This window comes from Flavobacterium sp. 21.1 (genome assembly GCF_057801535.1).
On the sequence record NZ_JBYNXA010000002.1, the window covers coordinates 274,740 to 290,815 of the forward strand.

At 39.5% G+C, this 16,076-nt stretch carries 14 protein-coding genes; 2 read left to right on the forward strand and 12 right to left on the reverse strand.

All coding sequences use genetic code 11. The features are described from left to right. Positions 1-71 precede the first annotated feature (71 nt). The 7 genes from fabD to purT form a co-directional block, all read right to left on the reverse strand. Entirely contained in the window at positions 72-944 is an 873-nt protein-coding gene (gene fabD, locus AC3E9U_RS04610; RefSeq protein ID WP_488745740.1) for an ACP S-malonyltransferase, read from the reverse strand. 261 nt (positions 945-1,205) lie between these two features. Further along, positions 1,206-1,736: a YceI family protein gene (locus tag AC3E9U_RS04615; protein WP_488745741.1), complete on the reverse strand. Its 531-nt coding sequence runs from the start codon at positions 1,734-1,736 to the stop codon at positions 1,206-1,208. A gap of 30 nt (positions 1,737-1,766) precedes the next feature. Then, positions 1,767-2,483 carry a pirin family protein gene (locus AC3E9U_RS04620; RefSeq protein ID WP_488746134.1) on the reverse strand — a complete coding sequence of 239 codons (717 nt, stop codon included), beginning with the start codon at positions 2,481-2,483 and terminating at the stop codon, positions 1,767-1,769. Positions 2,484-2,738: 255 nt separating this feature from the next. Continuing rightward, entirely contained in the window at positions 2,739-3,311 is a 573-nt protein-coding gene (locus AC3E9U_RS04625; protein WP_488745742.1) for a Crp/Fnr family transcriptional regulator, read from the reverse strand. Between the two features lie 166 nt (positions 3,312-3,477). Continuing rightward, positions 3,478-6,288: a DUF8693 domain-containing protein gene (locus AC3E9U_RS04630; protein WP_488745743.1), complete on the reverse strand. Its 2,811-nt coding sequence runs from the start codon at positions 6,286-6,288 to the stop codon at positions 3,478-3,480. A 410-nt stretch (positions 6,289-6,698) separates the two neighbouring features. Continuing rightward, positions 6,699-7,034, reverse strand: coding sequence for a DUF6370 family protein (locus AC3E9U_RS04635; RefSeq protein WP_488745744.1), 336 nt, complete (start codon positions 7,032-7,034; stop codon positions 6,699-6,701). 43 nt (positions 7,035-7,077) lie between these two features. Continuing rightward, on the reverse strand, positions 7,078-8,244 hold the full coding sequence (purT, locus tag AC3E9U_RS04640; protein WP_488745745.1) for a formate-dependent phosphoribosylglycinamide formyltransferase: 1,167 nt from the start codon (positions 8,242-8,244) through the stop codon (positions 7,078-7,080). A 147-nt stretch (positions 8,245-8,391) separates the two neighbouring features. Here purT and AC3E9U_RS04645 point away from each other — a divergent pair, with 147 nt between their 5' ends. Then, positions 8,392-9,360, forward strand: a complete 969-nt coding sequence (locus tag AC3E9U_RS04645; RefSeq protein ID WP_488745746.1) for a hypothetical protein — start codon at positions 8,392-8,394, stop codon at positions 9,358-9,360. 45 nt (positions 9,361-9,405) lie between these two features. Here the strand turns inward: AC3E9U_RS04645 and AC3E9U_RS04650 are convergent, their stop codons facing one another. Both AC3E9U_RS04650 and AC3E9U_RS04655 read right to left on the reverse strand, forming a co-directional pair. Then, a complete protein-coding gene (locus tag AC3E9U_RS04650) occupies positions 9,406-10,608 on the reverse strand; it encodes a pyridoxal phosphate-dependent aminotransferase (protein WP_488745747.1) in 1,203 nt (400 codons plus the stop codon). 27 nt (positions 10,609-10,635) lie between these two features. After that, entirely contained in the window at positions 10,636-11,730 is a 1,095-nt protein-coding gene (locus AC3E9U_RS04655) for a fatty acid desaturase family protein (RefSeq protein ID WP_488745748.1), read from the reverse strand. A 112-nt stretch (positions 11,731-11,842) separates the two neighbouring features. Here AC3E9U_RS04655 and rsmG point away from each other — a divergent pair, with 112 nt between their 5' ends. Then, the gene (rsmG, locus tag AC3E9U_RS04660; protein ID WP_488745749.1) at positions 11,843-12,472 is read left to right on the forward strand and encodes a 16S rRNA (guanine(527)-N(7))-methyltransferase RsmG; all 630 of its coding nucleotides are present in this window, start codon (positions 11,843-11,845) and stop codon (positions 12,470-12,472) included. Positions 12,473-12,552: 80 nt separating this feature from the next. Here rsmG and pruA read toward each other — a convergent pair whose 3' ends face one another. The 3 genes from pruA to AC3E9U_RS04675 form a co-directional block, all read right to left on the reverse strand. After that, positions 12,553-14,178, reverse strand: a complete 1,626-nt coding sequence (gene pruA / locus AC3E9U_RS04665; protein WP_488745750.1) for an L-glutamate gamma-semialdehyde dehydrogenase — start codon at positions 14,176-14,178, stop codon at positions 12,553-12,555. 103 nt (positions 14,179-14,281) lie between these two features. Next, positions 14,282-14,668, reverse strand: coding sequence for a Co2+/Mg2+ efflux protein ApaG (gene apaG, locus AC3E9U_RS04670; RefSeq protein WP_488745751.1), 387 nt, complete (start codon positions 14,666-14,668; stop codon positions 14,282-14,284). Between the two features lie 77 nt (positions 14,669-14,745). Then, positions 14,746-15,999 carry a type IX secretion system plug protein gene (locus tag AC3E9U_RS04675; protein ID WP_488745752.1) on the reverse strand — a complete coding sequence of 418 codons (1,254 nt, stop codon included), beginning with the start codon at positions 15,997-15,999 and terminating at the stop codon, positions 14,746-14,748. Positions 16,000-16,076 lie beyond the last annotated feature (77 nt).

A 16,076-nucleotide genomic window follows, 5' to 3' on the forward strand; every position in this document is an offset into this window, starting at 1 on the left:
AACAAAGATATCATTAAAATAAAAAACTCCGACGGACAACCATCGGAGTTTCAAATGTCAATTTTTAAGAGTTATGCAGAAATCGTTTCTACTTCCTTATTGATTTTGTTTACCAATCCAACTAATACTTTTCCTGGTCCGACTTCTGTAAACGAAGTAGCTCCATCAGCAATCATCTGTTGTACTGACTGAGTCCATTTTACGGGAGCGGTCAATTGGATGATAAGGTTCTTTTTGATTTCGGTTGGATCCGAAACGGCACTGGCAGTTACGTTTTGATATACAGGACAGATCGGAGTGTTGAAAGTTGTAGCTTCAATTGCGGCAGCCAATTCTTCACGAGCCGGTTCCATCATCGGTGAGTGGAAAGCGCCACCAACCGGAAGTATCAAAGCGCGTTTTGCTCCGGCTTCTTTCATTTTTTCACAAGCTTCTTCCACGGCTTTCAATTCGCCTGAAATTACTAACTGTCCAGGACAATTGTAATTCGCTGCGACTACAACACCATCAATAGACGCACAAATGTCTTCTACGATTTTGTCATCCAAGTTTAGTACTGCGGCCATGGTGGAAGGTGTAATTTCGCAGGCTTTCTGCATTGCTAAAGCACGTTGTGAAACTAATTTCAAACCGTCTTCAAATGATAAAGTCCCATTAGCCACCAAAGCTGAAAATTCTCCTAAAGAGTGACCGGCAACCATTTCCGGTTTAAAATCTTCTAAAGTTTTCGCTAAAATAACCGAGTGCAAGAATACGGCAGGCTGCGTTACTTTGGTTTCTTTTAATTGTTCTGCGGTACCTTCAAACATGATGTCGGTAATGCGGAAACCTAAAATTTCGTTCGCTTTTTCGAACAGTTCTTTCGCTAAAGGGGAAGTTTCATATAAATCTTTACCCATTCCGGTGAATTGCGCACCCTGACCCGGGAAAACGTATGCTTTCATAAATTTGATTTAAAGATTGAAAAAATATAAAGATTGAAGAAAGCTCAATCGGGTACAAAAATACAGTTTTTTTTAGAAGCATAAACATAGGGACACTTTTGGTTTGTCGTTCCTGTTGTCCGCTATGCCATCCCATAAGAGAAGACCGCTCTCATCTTTTCTAACGATAAAGTCTGTTTTATGCCGGTAAAGAAAAAAGCCCGCAATTCATAGAGAACTACAGGCTTTTTATCATCAATCAAAATTTATTAATTTAAAATTTTATGCTCGAACCAGTTGTATTTCAACGTCAATTTTTACTTCATCACTGAGTAAAAAACCACCGTTGTCCAAAGGTGAGTTCCATTTTAAACCCCAGTCTTTACGGTTTAGCACTCCAAAAATATTAATGCCGACTTTGGTGTTTCCCCAAGGATCGGTCATCATTCCGCTGAATTCTGCCGGCAGTTTTACAAATTTGGTCATTCCTCTAATGGTAAGATCTCCTGCCAGTACATAATTACCTCCATCCCCTTTGGTGAAGGAAGAGGCTTTGAATGTTATTTTCGGATAACCTTCCGCATTAAAGAAATCAGCGCTTTTCAAATGATTGTCACGGTCGGGATTTCTTGTGTCTACCGAATTTGAATCAACGGATAATTCAATGATCGCTTTAGTGAAATCATCGTCTTCCGTGATGATGTTTGCTTCATAACTCGTAAATCTTCCCGATAAATTGGTAAACATCATGTGCTTTACTTTAAAGCTGACGTCCGAGTGTACCGGATCGATTACCCATTTTGTTGTTGCCATGATCGTTTGTTTAAATTTCTCTATTCTCGTTTACAGCGCCATCGGAACTTCCATCAAAAGGAATTCTGTATCCGAATTTGCTTTAATTGTCACTTTATCAGTATCCCAGATTCCGAAACCATCGCGGGTGTTCAGTTCCTGGTCGTTAATCGTAATGTCTCCGCTCAGCACAAAAACATACAAACCGTTTCCTGGTTTTTTGATAGTGTATTCGGTTGCAACATCTTTATCGAATTTTCCAAGATGAAACCAAGCGTCCTGATGGATCCAAACACCGGCATCTTCCGGGTTCGGTGACAGGATTTGCTGCAGTTTATTGTGGCGGTCTTCAGCATTTAATGTGATCTGATCGTATCGGGGCGCAACATTTCGTTTGTTCGGATAGATCCAAATCTGCAAAAATTTCACTTGTTCACCGGCATTTTTATTGTATTCGCTGTGACGGATTCCGGTTCCTGCACTCATGACCTGGATATCACCGTTTTTGATCACGGTTTTGTTTCCCATGCTGTCCTGGTGTTCCAAATCGCCTTCCAATGGAATACTGATAATTTCCATATTATCGTGCGGATGTGTTCCGAAGCCCATGCCTGCCGCTACGGTGTCGTCGTTCAGAACGCGCAGAACACCAAAATTCATACGCTCAGGGTTATGATAGTTGGCAAAGCTGAAAGTGTGAAAACTCTGCAGCCAGCCGTGATTTGCATTTCCTCGTGTGTTGGCTTTGTGTAAAATCGTATGGTCCATAATCTTAGAATTGGTGTTTTGAATGTGATTGAATCCAAGTGTTTCTTCGGTTTTCTCAGAGGCATTATTTGCCAATGCAGTTCCGGTGATAATAGCACCGCTGCCTAGGATTGTTTTTCGGATAAAATCTTTTCGGTTCATAACTATTGTTTTGATGTTACAAAGTTACGCCGGGTTTAGGCCGGAAGTGCTTAACCTAGATTAAGAAAATCTTTTAAAGTTTTAAGATGCTAAATTGCTAAGATGTTAAGGTTCTTACTTTTTAAGAAGTCTGGCTTTCATTTTACTGAAAAACTCCGGAGTGACGCCTATATAAGATGCGATTTGCTTTTGAGGTAGACAATGGATCAAATCAGGGTATTTTTTACTGAACTTGTCATAACGGGCTTCGGCAGTAAAACTCATGTTATCGATCAACCGCTGTTGATTGGCTACCAGTGAATTTTCGATAAGAATACGGAAATAACGTTCCAGTTTCGGAACCTGAAGGTATAGTTTTTCCTGATTTTCTTTGGAAAGCAGAAGTACTTCGGCCTCCTCATTGGTTTCGATGTACAATTGGCCCGGTCGTTGTGAAAGAAAACTGTACATATCGGCAATCCACCAGCCTGGGCAGGCGAAACTCATCACATGTTCCACGCCATTTTCATCAAAGGTATAGCTTCGCAGAATGCCTTTAACAACAAAAAAGGAATATTTGCAGATTTCTCCCTCCTTCAACAGGATGGTTTTTGCTTTGTACCGTTCGGTCTCAAGTAAAGCCAAAACAAGTTGCTGCTCTTCCGAAGTAAGGGAGACGTGTTTGGCGATATTTTCTGTAATAAGCATTACTCAAAGGTAATTATATTTATGTGTGAATTACTTGCAATCGGATATATTTTTACTGCGGTAAACAGCTTCAATAAAAAAGCCCCTTTTGTACGAATTGATTTCATACGAAAAGGGGCGGTTTACTATTTTAAGCAGACTTTTATCGGCCGTTGATGCTATTATCTTATGGCATTAAAGCTTTTTTCACAATGGTTTGTTTATTGTCAAAAGTCACTTTTACAATAAGCATTTGTGAAGATGCATGAACGCCGTTGGTACGGAATTCTTTTGAAAGAATGTTGTTCTGACTGTATACCAATTTCCCTAAAAGATCACGTACTTGTACACTTGCAATGTTTGAACCGGACGATTTTACCGTGATTTCTTTGTCCTTCGTTAGGATGATCAACGATTCGGCAGTGTTGATTTGCGGATCTATACTTAATGTTGGATTGGTAAAGCGCAATTCGAAACGATTGTTGAATTCTCCGCTTACAGTTGTAAAGGTAAATGCTGCGGCTTTCAAATCGTGGTAAATTCCGGTATTGCTGTCGAATAAGTAAACATTCTGGTTGTCAAATTGACCATCAAAATTTTCTAAACTGATACTGAATTGTCCGTCAATTGTTGTTGTGTATCCAATTGGAATGATTTCCGTATCGGCAAAAGGAAGCGCGCGACCTTGAATAGACAACTTTTCGTTTGCCAACATGGAGTAGATTGCAACAGTGTTTCCGGAAGGTACATTCTTTGCATCAAATAATCGGTCTACTTCGTTTGTGGCGTTCTGAATATATCCAACCAATGCTTCGTTATAAGCGCCTTCTGTATTGCTTAAAGAAAGCCAAACGCGGTGTTTTTCAAGTCCTGTTGCAGGAGTTGTATTGTTTTCGTTTGATGAATTTCGGAAAAACTGATTATTGTTTCCGGATACACGCATTGAGTTTCTGAAAGTAGCTGTATAACTTCCGTTAGCCAAAGCTGTATTTGCTTCGATTAAGAATGACTGGCCTGCAGCAATTTTTCCTGTCGGTGCAGCACCTCCGGTTATTGCCGCGGAAGCTGTTCTTAGTCCTCCGGTAAGGTTGTATTTTGCATAATCGTCAACTGTGTAGTTGTATGTATAACCTCCAGGTATACTGCTGCTGATAGCTGTATTGTGTGTCCAAAGGTAGATTGTCCCACTTACAATGCCTGAATTAGCAGCATCAGTTAAAAACAGATCGATGTCAATTGCTGAAGGATATGGGTTACCAATTAAGTTGGCAATTCCTGCTCCTTTTACTATAGGTGTCGTTATAGTACCGTTGTTAGGCGTACCTGTGAAACTAGTCTCTACAGTTTGCGCTGTAGCGTAGTTAAGATTGCTTGGTGCTCGTCCGATATACCCTTTACCAAGAATCATCGTAGTGCTGCCGCCTTGGTTAACCCAGTTGTTGATACTTGGGCTAAACTCATAGAATAATGAGTTGGTAGCAAGTTGGCTAAGGGTAGCGTTTGCCACGGGTGATGCCCAATACGTATAATCATATTGTTTTAACGGCGTGGTTTTTCTTTTGTAAATGATATTTCCGGAGTTTACTGCTGATGCGTTAGTTTGCAGTAAGCTACTGTTGTTTTCGAACGTCAAAGACCCGCCTGATACAGTAACAGCATCTGTGACTGATAAAGTGTTGCCCGAATTGATAATAATGTTGCCTGAATTAATCTGGCAAGAACATCCTGTAATATCCGTTGAAGAAGAGTAATTTCCTGCGAAAACAATTCTTTGGGAACTTGTTGGAGCTGATCCTGTTGACCATGTCGTACCATTCCAGGTGTTGGTTGTAATCGGGTTAAGAATTATACTAGCGGAAGCAATTGAAGGGCAAGTACCTGAAGTAGCAGTAACAGTATACGTACCTGCCGGAGCAGTAACAGTAGATCCTGAAATGGTCACTCCTGTTGATGGAGAAACGGTGTAGGAGTAGGATGCGTTATAATTCGTGATTGAAAAGCTTCCGTTCGCTACTGAACAAGTAGGTTGTACAGCTGATCCTACAGTAGGCTGTGCTGTAGAAGCATTCACAGTTAATACTGCGTAATTTCCATTTTTAGTACATCCTCCTCCGGTAATTTTAGCTCTGTATTCGTAGCCGCTCATTGCGGTCGTAACAGAAGTAATAGTAAGATCGGCAGAAGTTACTCCCGAATAGATCCCACCATTTGTCAAGTCGTTCCAACCTGTGCCGGTATTGATCTGCCACTGGAAGTTTGGAGTGCTGTGCGAAGTTGAAACTGAGAAAATTACAGAAGATCCTTCGCATACCGTTTTACTTGAGGGGTCATTTGTGGTAAAAGGACATGCACCTCCGAAAATCACTGTGTTTACGATATCCTGGATAGCAGTGCTCTCACCTGATACATTATTGCCCGGAACAATTGTGTTTGGGGTAATGTTGACAGTGGCATTTGGGTTCAAGGCGTAAATCTGATTCGTACCAGTCCCTCCTGTAAGGTCAAAAGATCCAATAATGTTTCCGCCTACGATAACATTCCCGTTGTTTTGTAATTCGGATGAAGAAGGGCTTGATAAGTCACCGGTAATAATAACAGTTCCTTTCCAAAAATCAGTGACACCGTTGTTGATATAATTTCCATATACAATTAAAGTTGCAATAGTTCCACTTCCATTTTCATCTAAAATGTTGAAATTTCCACCCGAGTTCACGGTAAAGGTTCCTGCTGCTGTACTGGTGCCAACGGTTAATTTAATACCGTCCATTAAGGCAAGAGTACCTGATACACTTACGCTTTTAGCAAATGCATCAACATTAATGCTTACAGTTCTTCCTGAAGGAATGATCACATCATCAGTAATTGCAGGAACTCCGGACGGAGACCAATTGGCAGCTGTTTCCCAGTTTCCTGAAGCAGGTCCGTTATAGGTTTTTTGGGCAATTACAGTCAGACTGAAAAGTACTGTAAAATAAAAAAGTAGTAATTTTTTCTTCATTGTATTTTTATTTTAAAATCACGAGAATTTAGTGCTCATAATTTTTTGTAAAAATACTTACGGATTACGGTTAAGCGAACTTAAAATCGTTATTTAGAGTGAAAAAAACGTTAAAGTGTATTTTTTATAAATTTTGTAAATATTTGACTACTGTATTTTTTTTGACTTTTGAATTATTTTCAAAAAAAAGTTTTTTAAAGGGTTGTTTTTGAAAAATAATGTGATTTTTTTATGTTTTCTTGCTTTTTTCTAAAAAAACACAGTTAGATTTTGATGGTTTTTTTGAATAAAAAAAAGAGTATTTAATAGGAAATGTAGTAAGCTAAAAATGAAAAAAAGACGTTTTTTTCATTTTTAGTGAAATAAAACGTCTTTTTTTTGGTTGCTTTTTAGAGGCTAAAATGTAAGAATTATTTAGTACCTGCTCTTTTTTCTTCTAGTAAGACGAACGAAGTTGCTTTGAAACGGTTTTCAGTAATTTCACCAGAAACTTTTGCTTTTCTCACAGCATTACAGAAGCCGTCCTTAGCATGTGCATCTCCATGCTCATCTAATGAGGTTCCGTCCACAAAATACGATTTTCCGTCAATGCGGACGGCCAGATCACAGCCATCCGCTTTCATCCCGAATTGGCATTGACCGCAGGATGCTTCCACGATTTGATCTTTAACAGTATCTTTTTTATCCTGGGCATTCACCGCAGCAATCGACAAAAAGAATAGGAAAGAGAAGATTTTTTTACTCATAATGTTCTGTTTTTTAGTTGTTAGTAACACTTTAATTATAAACTTATGAATTCACAGTCACTAAGATAGCAGTTTTTTTAGCTCGTTCCACAACTTCTTCAACCGGTGTATCCAAACTGTCATTTGATAACACCACTCCCATTCTTCGGTAAGGTCGGGAAGTCGGTTTTCCGAAGATTCTAAAATCAGTTTTGGATAGACCGGCGACTTTATCGATTCCCGCATAAGTTGGGTTTTCTGAATTTTCAGAAGCTAAGATTACCGCACTGGCACCCACTTTTTCCAATGTGATCTCTGCAATGGGTAATCCTAAAATGGCACGCAGATGCAATTCGAATTCGTTGAAATTCTGTGTTCCGGATAAGGTGACCATTCCCGTGTCGTGAGGACGGGGTGATAATTCCGAAAAATAAACACCTTCATCGGTTAGGAAGAATTCTACACCAAAAAGTCCTGCGCCGCCTAAAGCTTCGGTTACTTTTCGCGCCATGTTTTGGGCTTCTTCTATGTCTTTTTGCGAAACGTGCGCCGGTTGCCAGCTTTCCTGATAGTCACCGCGCTCTTGCCTGTGTCCGATCGGTGCGCAGAATAAGGTATGGTTGTTGTGTTGGGTAACCGTTAGTAAAGTGATTTCCGAATTGAAATTCACAAACGCTTCCACAATGACTTCGATAATATCGCCTCGGGAACCTTCCACAGCATAATTCCAGGCTTTTTCAATGTCGGTTTCGGTTTTTATGGTAGACTGTCCTTTTCCGGAAGAACTCATCAGTGGTTTTACAACACATGGGGTGCCGACTTCCGCAACAGCTTTTTCCAATTCGTCTTTAGTTGTGGCATATCTGTAATTGGCAGTTCGTAGTCCTAAATCTTTAGCGGCCAAATCACGAATCGCTTTTCGGTTCATGGTGAAATTAGCAGCTTTTGCAGAAGGAACTACGGTGATGCCGTTCTTTTCATAGTCGTAAAAACGTTCGGTTCGGATGGCTTCGATCTCAGGTACGATAAAATCGGGCTTATGTTTTGCTACAATGCGGTCCAATTCGGCGCCATCTAACATATTGATGACTTCGAATTCGTGAGCAACCTGCATTGCCGGAGCATTTTCATAACTATCGACCGCTATAACTTTTTGGCCAATGCGTTGTGCTGCGATAACGAATTCTTTTCCGAGTTCTCCGGAACCTAATAAAAGTATTTTTTTTTGCATTTTTTTGTGTTGGTTTAGGGTTTAAAGGTAAAAAGTTTAATGGTTTTTGACAACACTGTTTTCCAGATACTTTTTTGCGGAATTTGAAGTTATAATATCGTATTTTGCTATTGTGTAAGTTTGTTTCGAATTTATTGTTTTAGTATCATGTTAAAAAAGATAGTGTTTTTATTTTTAGCGCTTTTTGCATCGGATTTGGATGCGCAGGAACGGTTTATTGTCGTAAAGGATTCCGTTAGCCGTGAAGTGCTTCCGTACACAAGTATTGATTTTCAAAATGGTTACGGACTGTTTACAGATGAAGCAGGCAAGGTGATTTTGAATAGCGATCTTCCGAATAAAATCAGAATCACGCATGTTGGATATGCTTCTAAAACCATTGCTGCTGATAATTTAGTGGGGCATGAGGTGTTGCTCCGACCCGAAACAAATGTGCTGGGCGAAATGAAAATTGCGGCACCCGGAAAAGGAGTAAAGAAGCGTAAGGAATTTGTAGTTAAACCTTTGATTCACGATGATATTGATGAAATGTATTGGTCGTCCATCGGGCAACAATTTGCGTTTTTCATTCCGTATGAAAAGGAAAACGGCGTGTTGAAGTCGATTGCAATTCCCTTAATTGTCAAAGATCTTTATCAGGGAATAACGGAATCGTCTTTTGCGGATAATCCATACGGAACTATGGTTCGATTTGAATTCATGAGTAATGCAGGGATGCAGCCGAATGCTAAATTATATGATTACGAAAAAATCTTTGTCATCCAGTGCGATAAAGAGGTTCAGAAAGCCGAAATTAATTTTGAAGAGCCTATTGCCATTCCCGACACCGGTTTTTTTGTGGTGATGACGGTAATCGGAAAAACAAATAAAAAAGGCGAGTATGTTCCGGAACTGCCTTTTGTGGTTAGTAGTGTCCACGGAGAAAAAAAGAAAAGCATGAAAATTATACTGCCGAATTATCCTTTGGTGGAATTGTCAAAAGGGAAGGTGATGCTTATCAGAAATGTATTTAGCGATAATGCCAAATGGAGCCGGATTGAAAGGCCAATGGTTTACAAAAAGGATAAAAAATATCCTTCCTATACTATAGGTATTGGTTATACAGTTTCCTATTAGTTGTGAAAATAAAAAAGCCTCAATAAAAATTGAGGCTTTTTTAAATTATGCTAGAACTTCTGTAGTCGTTACTGCTTCTTTGATTCTGCGTAACGCTTCTTTCAGTAAATCTTCGCTTGTTGCGTACGAGAAACGAATACAGTTCGGATTTCCGAAAGCGTCTCCGGTTACCGTCGCTACATTGGCTTCCGCTAAAAGATACATGGAGAAATCATTTGCATTTTTAATTTCGTGACCTCTTAATGTTTTTCCGAAGAACGAAGAAACGTCCGGGAATACATAGAAAGCACCTTCAGGAACATTAATTTTGATTCCTGGGATTTCTTTTAATAAACTAACCACTAAATCACGACGGCTGTGGAATGCGTCTACCATGTGTTTTAAAACCGATGGATCTGCATCAACAGCAGCGATGGTAGCACGTTGAGCAATCGAGTTTGCTCCGCTGGTTACCTGTCCTTGTATTTTTGTACACGCTTTAGCGATAAATTCAGGTCCTCCGATATAACCGATTCTCCATCCTGTCATGGCGAAAGCTTTTGCTACTCCGTTAACGGTGATGGTTCTCTCAAGCATTCCCGGAATAGATCCGATACTGCAGAAGGTTCCTGAGAAGTTGATATGTTCGTAGATTTCATCAGAAACCACATAAATGTTCGGATATTTTTCCAATACTTTAGCCAAAGCGGTCAATTCCTCACGGTTGTAAACTGAACCACTCGGGTTACATGGTGAACTGAACCACATCATTTTCGTTTTTGGTGTGATGGCGGCTTCTAACTGTTCTGGTGTGATTTTGAAATCCGTGTCTACTGAAGTTGGTACTTCAACCGGAACTCCGCCCGAAAGTTTGATGATTTCAAAGTAACTTACCCAATACGGTGCAGGAAGGATCACTTCGTCTCCGTCGTTTAGCATTACCTGGGCAATATTGTATAAAGATTGTTTCGCACCTGTAGATACTACAATTTGCGAAGGTGTATAGTCTAAATTATTGTCTCTTTTGAATTTACGGCAAATAGCCTCTTTCAGTTCAAGATAACCTTCTACTGGTGTATAAGTGCTGTAGTTCTCGTCTATGGCTTTTTTAGCAGCTTCTTTAACGAAATCCGGCGTGTTAAAATCCGGTTCACCTAAACTTAAACTTATAATATCTTTTCCCTGAGCTTTTAATTCTCTGGCTAAGGCAGCCATAGCTAACGTTTGTGATGTAGATAAATTGTTGATTCTGTCCGAAAGCGGGTTCATAATTGTGATGTTATGTAGTTATTTAATTTATGCTAATTGCGGCTTCTGTCCTAATTCCTTCAGGTGCTTGAAGTGGGAATATACGGCAGAGCGCATGGTTTTGAATTCGTAGTACGGTAAGTTGCATTCGGCAGCAGTCTGTTTGACGATTTCGCCAATCTTGCTGTAGTGAATGTGACTGATATTTGGGAAAATATGGTGTTCGATCTGATGATTTAATCCGCCTGTATACCAGTTAACCAACCAGTTTTTAGGGGCAAAGTTTGCCGTTGTAAACAATTGGTGAATAGCCCAGGTGTTTTCAATTTCGTTGTTTTCGTCCGGTTCTGGGTGGTTAGTCTCTTCAACAATATGAGCCAACTGGAAAACGATGCTTAAAATCAAACCGGCAGTATAGTGCATGATGAAAAATCCTAAAAGAACCTGCCACCATACAACGCCTAAAATCATTGGGATTACCAACCAGATTGAAAAATAGATAGCTTTCGTGATCACCAAAGTGCTCCATAACGTAACGGGACTTGCTAATTTACCATAGGATAATTTTCTACTAATGTATCTTCTCGTTTGTTTGATATCCGTTGTAAGGGACCAGTTGAAAGTCAGTAACCCGTATAGGAAAATAGAATAATAATGCTGGAATTTATGAATGGGTGACCAATCGGAATGCTTCGTAAAACGGATAATTCGTCCGGCTTCCAAATCTTCATCATGACCATGAATGTTGGTATAAGTATGGTGCAAAACATTATGTTGTACCTGCCAATTATAAACATTTCCGGCTAAGATATAGATACTGCCTCCCATGATTTTGTTAAGCCAAGGCTTTGAGGAATACGAACCGTGGTTTCCGTCGTGCATTACATTCATTCCTACACCCGCCATCCCGATTCCGATTACTATGGTCAAAAGTAAATCGATCCACAAAGGCAGATTCAGGGTTAAGATCAAAAAATAAGGTGTCAGAAACAACGAAAACATGATAATAGTTTTCAAATGTAATTTCCAATTACCGGTTTTTTTGAGGTTGTTTTCCTTGAAATAATCGTTCACGCGCTTGTTCAGAATCCTGAAAAACTTGCGATTATCCGCCTTGGAAAAAATGGGCGTCGGTTTATCCATTATGACAATACATTAAATTAGTGCCAAAGGTAACTATTAATAAAAATGTAACCGTTAAAATGATTAAAAAATTCATCGTGAAAATGCTTACTTTTGTATAAAATTTAGAATAATGCAGGATATTGTAAAATATTTCCCTAATCTTACTGATAATCAGATAGAACAGTTTCAAAAACTGGAAGAATTGTATAAAGACTGGAACGCAAAAATCAATGTGATTTCGAGAAAAGATATTGATGAATTGTATACCAAACATGTGTTGCATTCGCTAGGAATTGCAAAGGTGATGGAGTTCAAATCGGGCTCTAAAATTCTGGATGTGGGAACAGGAGGAGGATTTCCCGGAATTCCGCTGGCGATTTTATATCCGGAAGTTGATTTTTATCTGATTGATGTGATTGCAAAGAAAATCCGCGTGGTAAATGAAGTAGCCAAAGGACTGGGATTACAAAATGTGAAAGCGGAACAAATGCGGGCCGAAAATGTTAAGGATGAATTCGATTTCGTGGTAAGCCGTGCAGTGACCAATATGCCGGATTTCTATCAATGGGTGAAGGATAAAATAAAAAAGAAACAGAATCACGATTTGAAAAATGGAATCCTATACTTAAAAGGAGGCGATTTAACCGAAGAATTGCAGGGTTTTCCAAAAGCAACTCTTTATGATTTATCCGACTTCTTCGAGGATGAATTTTTTGAAACCAAAAAAGTAGTGCACTTGCCGCTGAAGTATAAAGTTTAAAAATGAAAAGCCTCATGGGATAAGAATAAAAAAGCCGAATCAAGATTGATTCGGCTTTTTGTTTTTATGATGTTCGCGTCTTATTTTAAGAAAGCATAACGATAATCTGTCGGAGTAACGAAAGTTTCTTTGATTGTTCTCGGCGAAACCCAACGTAACAGGTTTAAGATCGATCCTGCTTTGTCATTCGTTCCTGAAGCTCTTGCTCCTCCAAATGGCTGCTGACCTACAACTGCTCCCGTCGGTTTGTCGTTGATATAGAAGTTTCCGGCAGCATTTTCCAATGCTTTTGTAGCTTCCACAATCGCATAACGATCTTGGCTGAAGATGGCTCCTGTCAAGGCGTAGCTTGAAGTTCCGTCAACTAAAGCTAATGTTTCTGTCCATTTCGCATCTTCGTAAACGTAGATTGTCAATACAGGTCCGAATAACTCTGTACACATAGTGTTGTATTTCGGATTTGTAGTTAAGATAACCGTTGGCTGAATGAAATATCCAACCGATTTGTCATAACCTCCACCAGCGATGATTTCCGCATCTGCATCTTTTTTAGCCTGATCAATGAATCCTGCTAGTTTGTCGAAAGACTGCTCTGAAATCACAGAAGAAACATAATTGCTCATGTCTTCCGGTGAACCCATTTTGATGGTAGCTAAGTCCGCCAACAATAATTCTTTAACTTCTGACCAGATTGAAGCCGGAATGTAAGCTCTTGAAGCAGCAGAACATTTTTGTCCCTGGTATTCGAAAGCACCTCTTGTTAAAGCAGTGGCAACCTGAGCCGGAATAGCAGAAGGATGTGCAAGAACGAAATCTTTTCCTCCTGTTTCTCCTACGATTCTAGGATATGTTTTGTAAGTGTTGATGTTCTGACCGATTTTTGCCCACATGTCATTGAAAACTCCGGTTGAACCTGTAAAGTGGATACCTGCGAAATCAGGACTTGCCAATAACGTATCGGAAATCATTCCTGAATTTCCCGTAATCATGTTGATAACACCGGCAGGTAAGCCCGCTTGTTTGAATACTTCCATGATAACGTTTGCAGAATATACCTGCGTTGCAGCCGGTTTCCAGATTACAACATTCCCCATTAAAGCAGCGGATGAAGGTAAGTTTCCTGCAATAGCCGTAAAGTTGAAAGGAGTGATGGCGTACACAAATCCTTCTAACGGACGGTGCTCCATTCTGTTCCAGATACCTTCGGATGAAATTGGTTGTTCTGAGTAAATTTGCGACATGAACTGAACGTTGAAACGTAAAAAGTCGATCAACTCACAAGCGGAATCAATTTCTGCCTGATGCACTGTTTTTGCTTGAGCAATCATAGTGGCAGCATTGATTTTTGCGCGGTATGGTCCGGCTAATAGTTCAGCGGCTTTTAAGAAAATGGAAGCTCTTTGTTCCCAAGGCATGTTTGCCCATTTTTTCTTTGCTTCCATGGCTGATGCAATCGCTTTTTCGATATGCTCTTTGTCAGCTTCATGGTATTGTCCTACCACGTGTTTGTGGTCGAACGGAGGCGTCATGTTTTTGGTTTTTCCGGTACGGATTTCCTCAGCGCCAATATATAAAGGTACATCAACTGTACTGTTGAACATTTGTTTGAAAGCTGCAGCCACAGCTTCTCTTTCAGGGGTTCCGGGAGCGTAAGTTTTAACAGGTTCGTTAACCGCTGTCGGAACATTGTAAATTCCTTTTGGCATAATTTGTTATAATTTGAGTTATCAAAATTTCGCGAAGCGAAGATACAAATTATTAGCCAATTAGTTAATCGGTTAATTGTTAATGCTTTTGTAATTTTTTGGCTTAATTTAAAGCAAAAGGTGCGCTAAGTTTGAAGGTTGGAATGATAACGCGGAAGCTTCTCGTGGAAGTAAAATTCACCATGTTAAAATAACCTCGCATAGCGCCGAAAGGAGAGGTAAGCAGGCAACCGGAACTGTAGATGTGTTTTTCTCCCGGTTTTAGTACCGGTTTTTTTCCGATAACGCCTTCTCCGTCAACAATTTCAATATTGTTTAAGGAATCATGGATTTCCCAGTGGCGTGAGTTTAGCTGAACCGAATCTTTACTTTGATTTTCTATGGTCACTTCATAACTAAAGGCAAAATGAATCTTATAGTTTTTGAAGTAAGTGCCCTCAAAACTAGTTAACACAGAAATTTTAATGCCGCTTGTTATTTGTGAAACCATAATTTTTTATAAAAATGGGTTTAGTAACTCCAAAAATAGCAAATTATTTATTTTCGTTTGTAAAATTTATAACTTTTTTAATTGGTTATGTTTGTTGATGTAGCTATGCCTTTACCAATAACTCTATCGTAACGATCATTGTTCCCTCTGTAATAAACAAGAACGAAATAATTGTTTTCGGTCTGCCAGTAATTTCCGTCTACCGCATTTTTATAGTCCGCCACACCGTTTTTGTCTACGACTGTGTATTCGTAATTCGTAAAACCTTGTTTGATCAGAAGCGCTTTTTCATACAAGCCTTTTTCTGCGTTGTAATCCATTTTATATTCCGGTGTCAAGGCAAAGTTGTTAAACATTCCGCCAATATAAATATCACTTTTGTCCATAAAGTTATTCGTGTTCAGCATGAAATATACCCAGGCGTAATCGGCTTCGATGTTATTGTCCTCCGCATTGATGTTGTTGGGCAGGAAACTTCCGTTGATGTCGGGGTAATACGAATATTGGAGTTTTCTTCTCGCTGTGTTCATGTAGAGGTGCGAATTGTAAATCTCGCCGGCACTCACATGTGCTACATTGTTGGCCACGGCTCTGATGTCTTTGTTTTCGAAATTTAAAAATTCATTACCGGCCCAGAATTGGGTTTCCGTGTTATATCGGTAAATCAATTCGGCACCGATAGTATATTGTGGTTTTATGTTGTAAATGCCTTTGTCTAATCTTCCGTTTTGAAGCAAGGCGACTTTTACATTCTGGTTCGGATTCTGAAGAAGGTAATTTCCGGTATTGATCGTAAAATAGAGTCCCTGCATTTGCTCGATCATCGTTAAGTCACGGGAGCGTTTTACCTGTACCGCAACAGGAACGCGGTCTTCGTAAATGATGAATTTGCGGGAGAAAACCAATTCCTGACTGGAATTGAAAATTTTCAGCATGTAATTGCCGGTTAATATGATCTGATTGAATTTATTCGGGAAATTCTGTGTGTAATGGGAATAAAGCTGAAGCGTGTTGAACGAATTTTTGTAATTAATGATACGTTGATTGTCGATTCCCCTCATGTATTCGGCTTTGCCTAAATCAGTCGGCGTCCAGTCATAATTATACTGAGTCAGTGTGAAGTAGTAATCGGCTTCGTTTCCGTAAACATCATCAAATTCAAATTGAAAAGCTTCTCCTAAACGAAAAATGGGAATCGTAACATTGCCATTCTGTATGAAAGCAGCGGTTTTAATGTTAAAAGGCGGAGCTACTTCGTTTTCAACCTGGGCAAATGAGTGAAAAAAACTCGAGCATAGCAATAAAAGAGTATATACTGTTCTTTGGGTCATCTGTTGAATCTGATGGAATTTAAAATGTAAATATAGTGATTAACATTGATTATTACAGGTTTTTCATTTTTCTGATT

What these genes read in the sequence shown, in the direction of transcription:
- fabD (WP_488745740.1), bottom strand. Translation starts at nt 944, where the DNA reads ATGAAAGCATACGTTTTCCCGGGTCAGGGTGCGCAATTCACCGGAATG.
- AC3E9U_RS04615 (WP_488745741.1), bottom strand. Translation starts at nt 1,736, where the DNA reads ATGGCAACAACAAAATGGGTAATCGATCCGGTACACTCGGACGTCAGC.
- AC3E9U_RS04620 (WP_488746134.1), bottom strand. Translation starts at nt 2,483, where the DNA reads ATGGACCATACGATTTTACACAAAGCCAACACACGAGGAAATGCAAAT.
- AC3E9U_RS04625 (WP_488745742.1), bottom strand. Translation starts at nt 3,311, where the DNA reads ATGCTTATTACAGAAAATATCGCCAAACACGTCTCCCTTACTTCGGAA.
- AC3E9U_RS04630 (WP_488745743.1), bottom strand. Translation starts at nt 6,288, where the DNA reads ATGAAGAAAAAATTACTACTTTTTTATTTTACAGTACTTTTCAGTCTG.
- AC3E9U_RS04635 (WP_488745744.1), bottom strand. Translation starts at nt 7,034, where the DNA reads ATGAGTAAAAAAATCTTCTCTTTCCTATTCTTTTTGTCGATTGCTGCG.
- purT (WP_488745745.1), bottom strand. Translation starts at nt 8,244, where the DNA reads ATGCAAAAAAAAATACTTTTATTAGGTTCCGGAGAACTCGGAAAAGAA.
- AC3E9U_RS04645 (WP_488745746.1), top strand. Translation starts at nt 8,392, where the DNA reads ATGTTAAAAAAGATAGTGTTTTTATTTTTAGCGCTTTTTGCATCGGAT.
- AC3E9U_RS04650 (WP_488745747.1), bottom strand. Translation starts at nt 10,608, where the DNA reads ATGAACCCGCTTTCGGACAGAATCAACAATTTATCTACATCACAAACG.
- AC3E9U_RS04655 (WP_488745748.1), bottom strand. Translation starts at nt 11,730, where the DNA reads ATGGATAAACCGACGCCCATTTTTTCCAAGGCGGATAATCGCAAGTTT.
- rsmG (WP_488745749.1), top strand. Translation starts at nt 11,843, where the DNA reads ATGCAGGATATTGTAAAATATTTCCCTAATCTTACTGATAATCAGATA.
- pruA (WP_488745750.1), bottom strand. Translation starts at nt 14,178, where the DNA reads ATGCCAAAAGGAATTTACAATGTTCCGACAGCGGTTAACGAACCTGTT.
- apaG (WP_488745751.1), bottom strand. Translation starts at nt 14,668, where the DNA reads ATGGTTTCACAAATAACAAGCGGCATTAAAATTTCTGTGTTAACTAGT.
- AC3E9U_RS04675 (WP_488745752.1), bottom strand. Translation starts at nt 15,999, where the DNA reads ATGACCCAAAGAACAGTATATACTCTTTTATTGCTATGCTCGAGTTTT.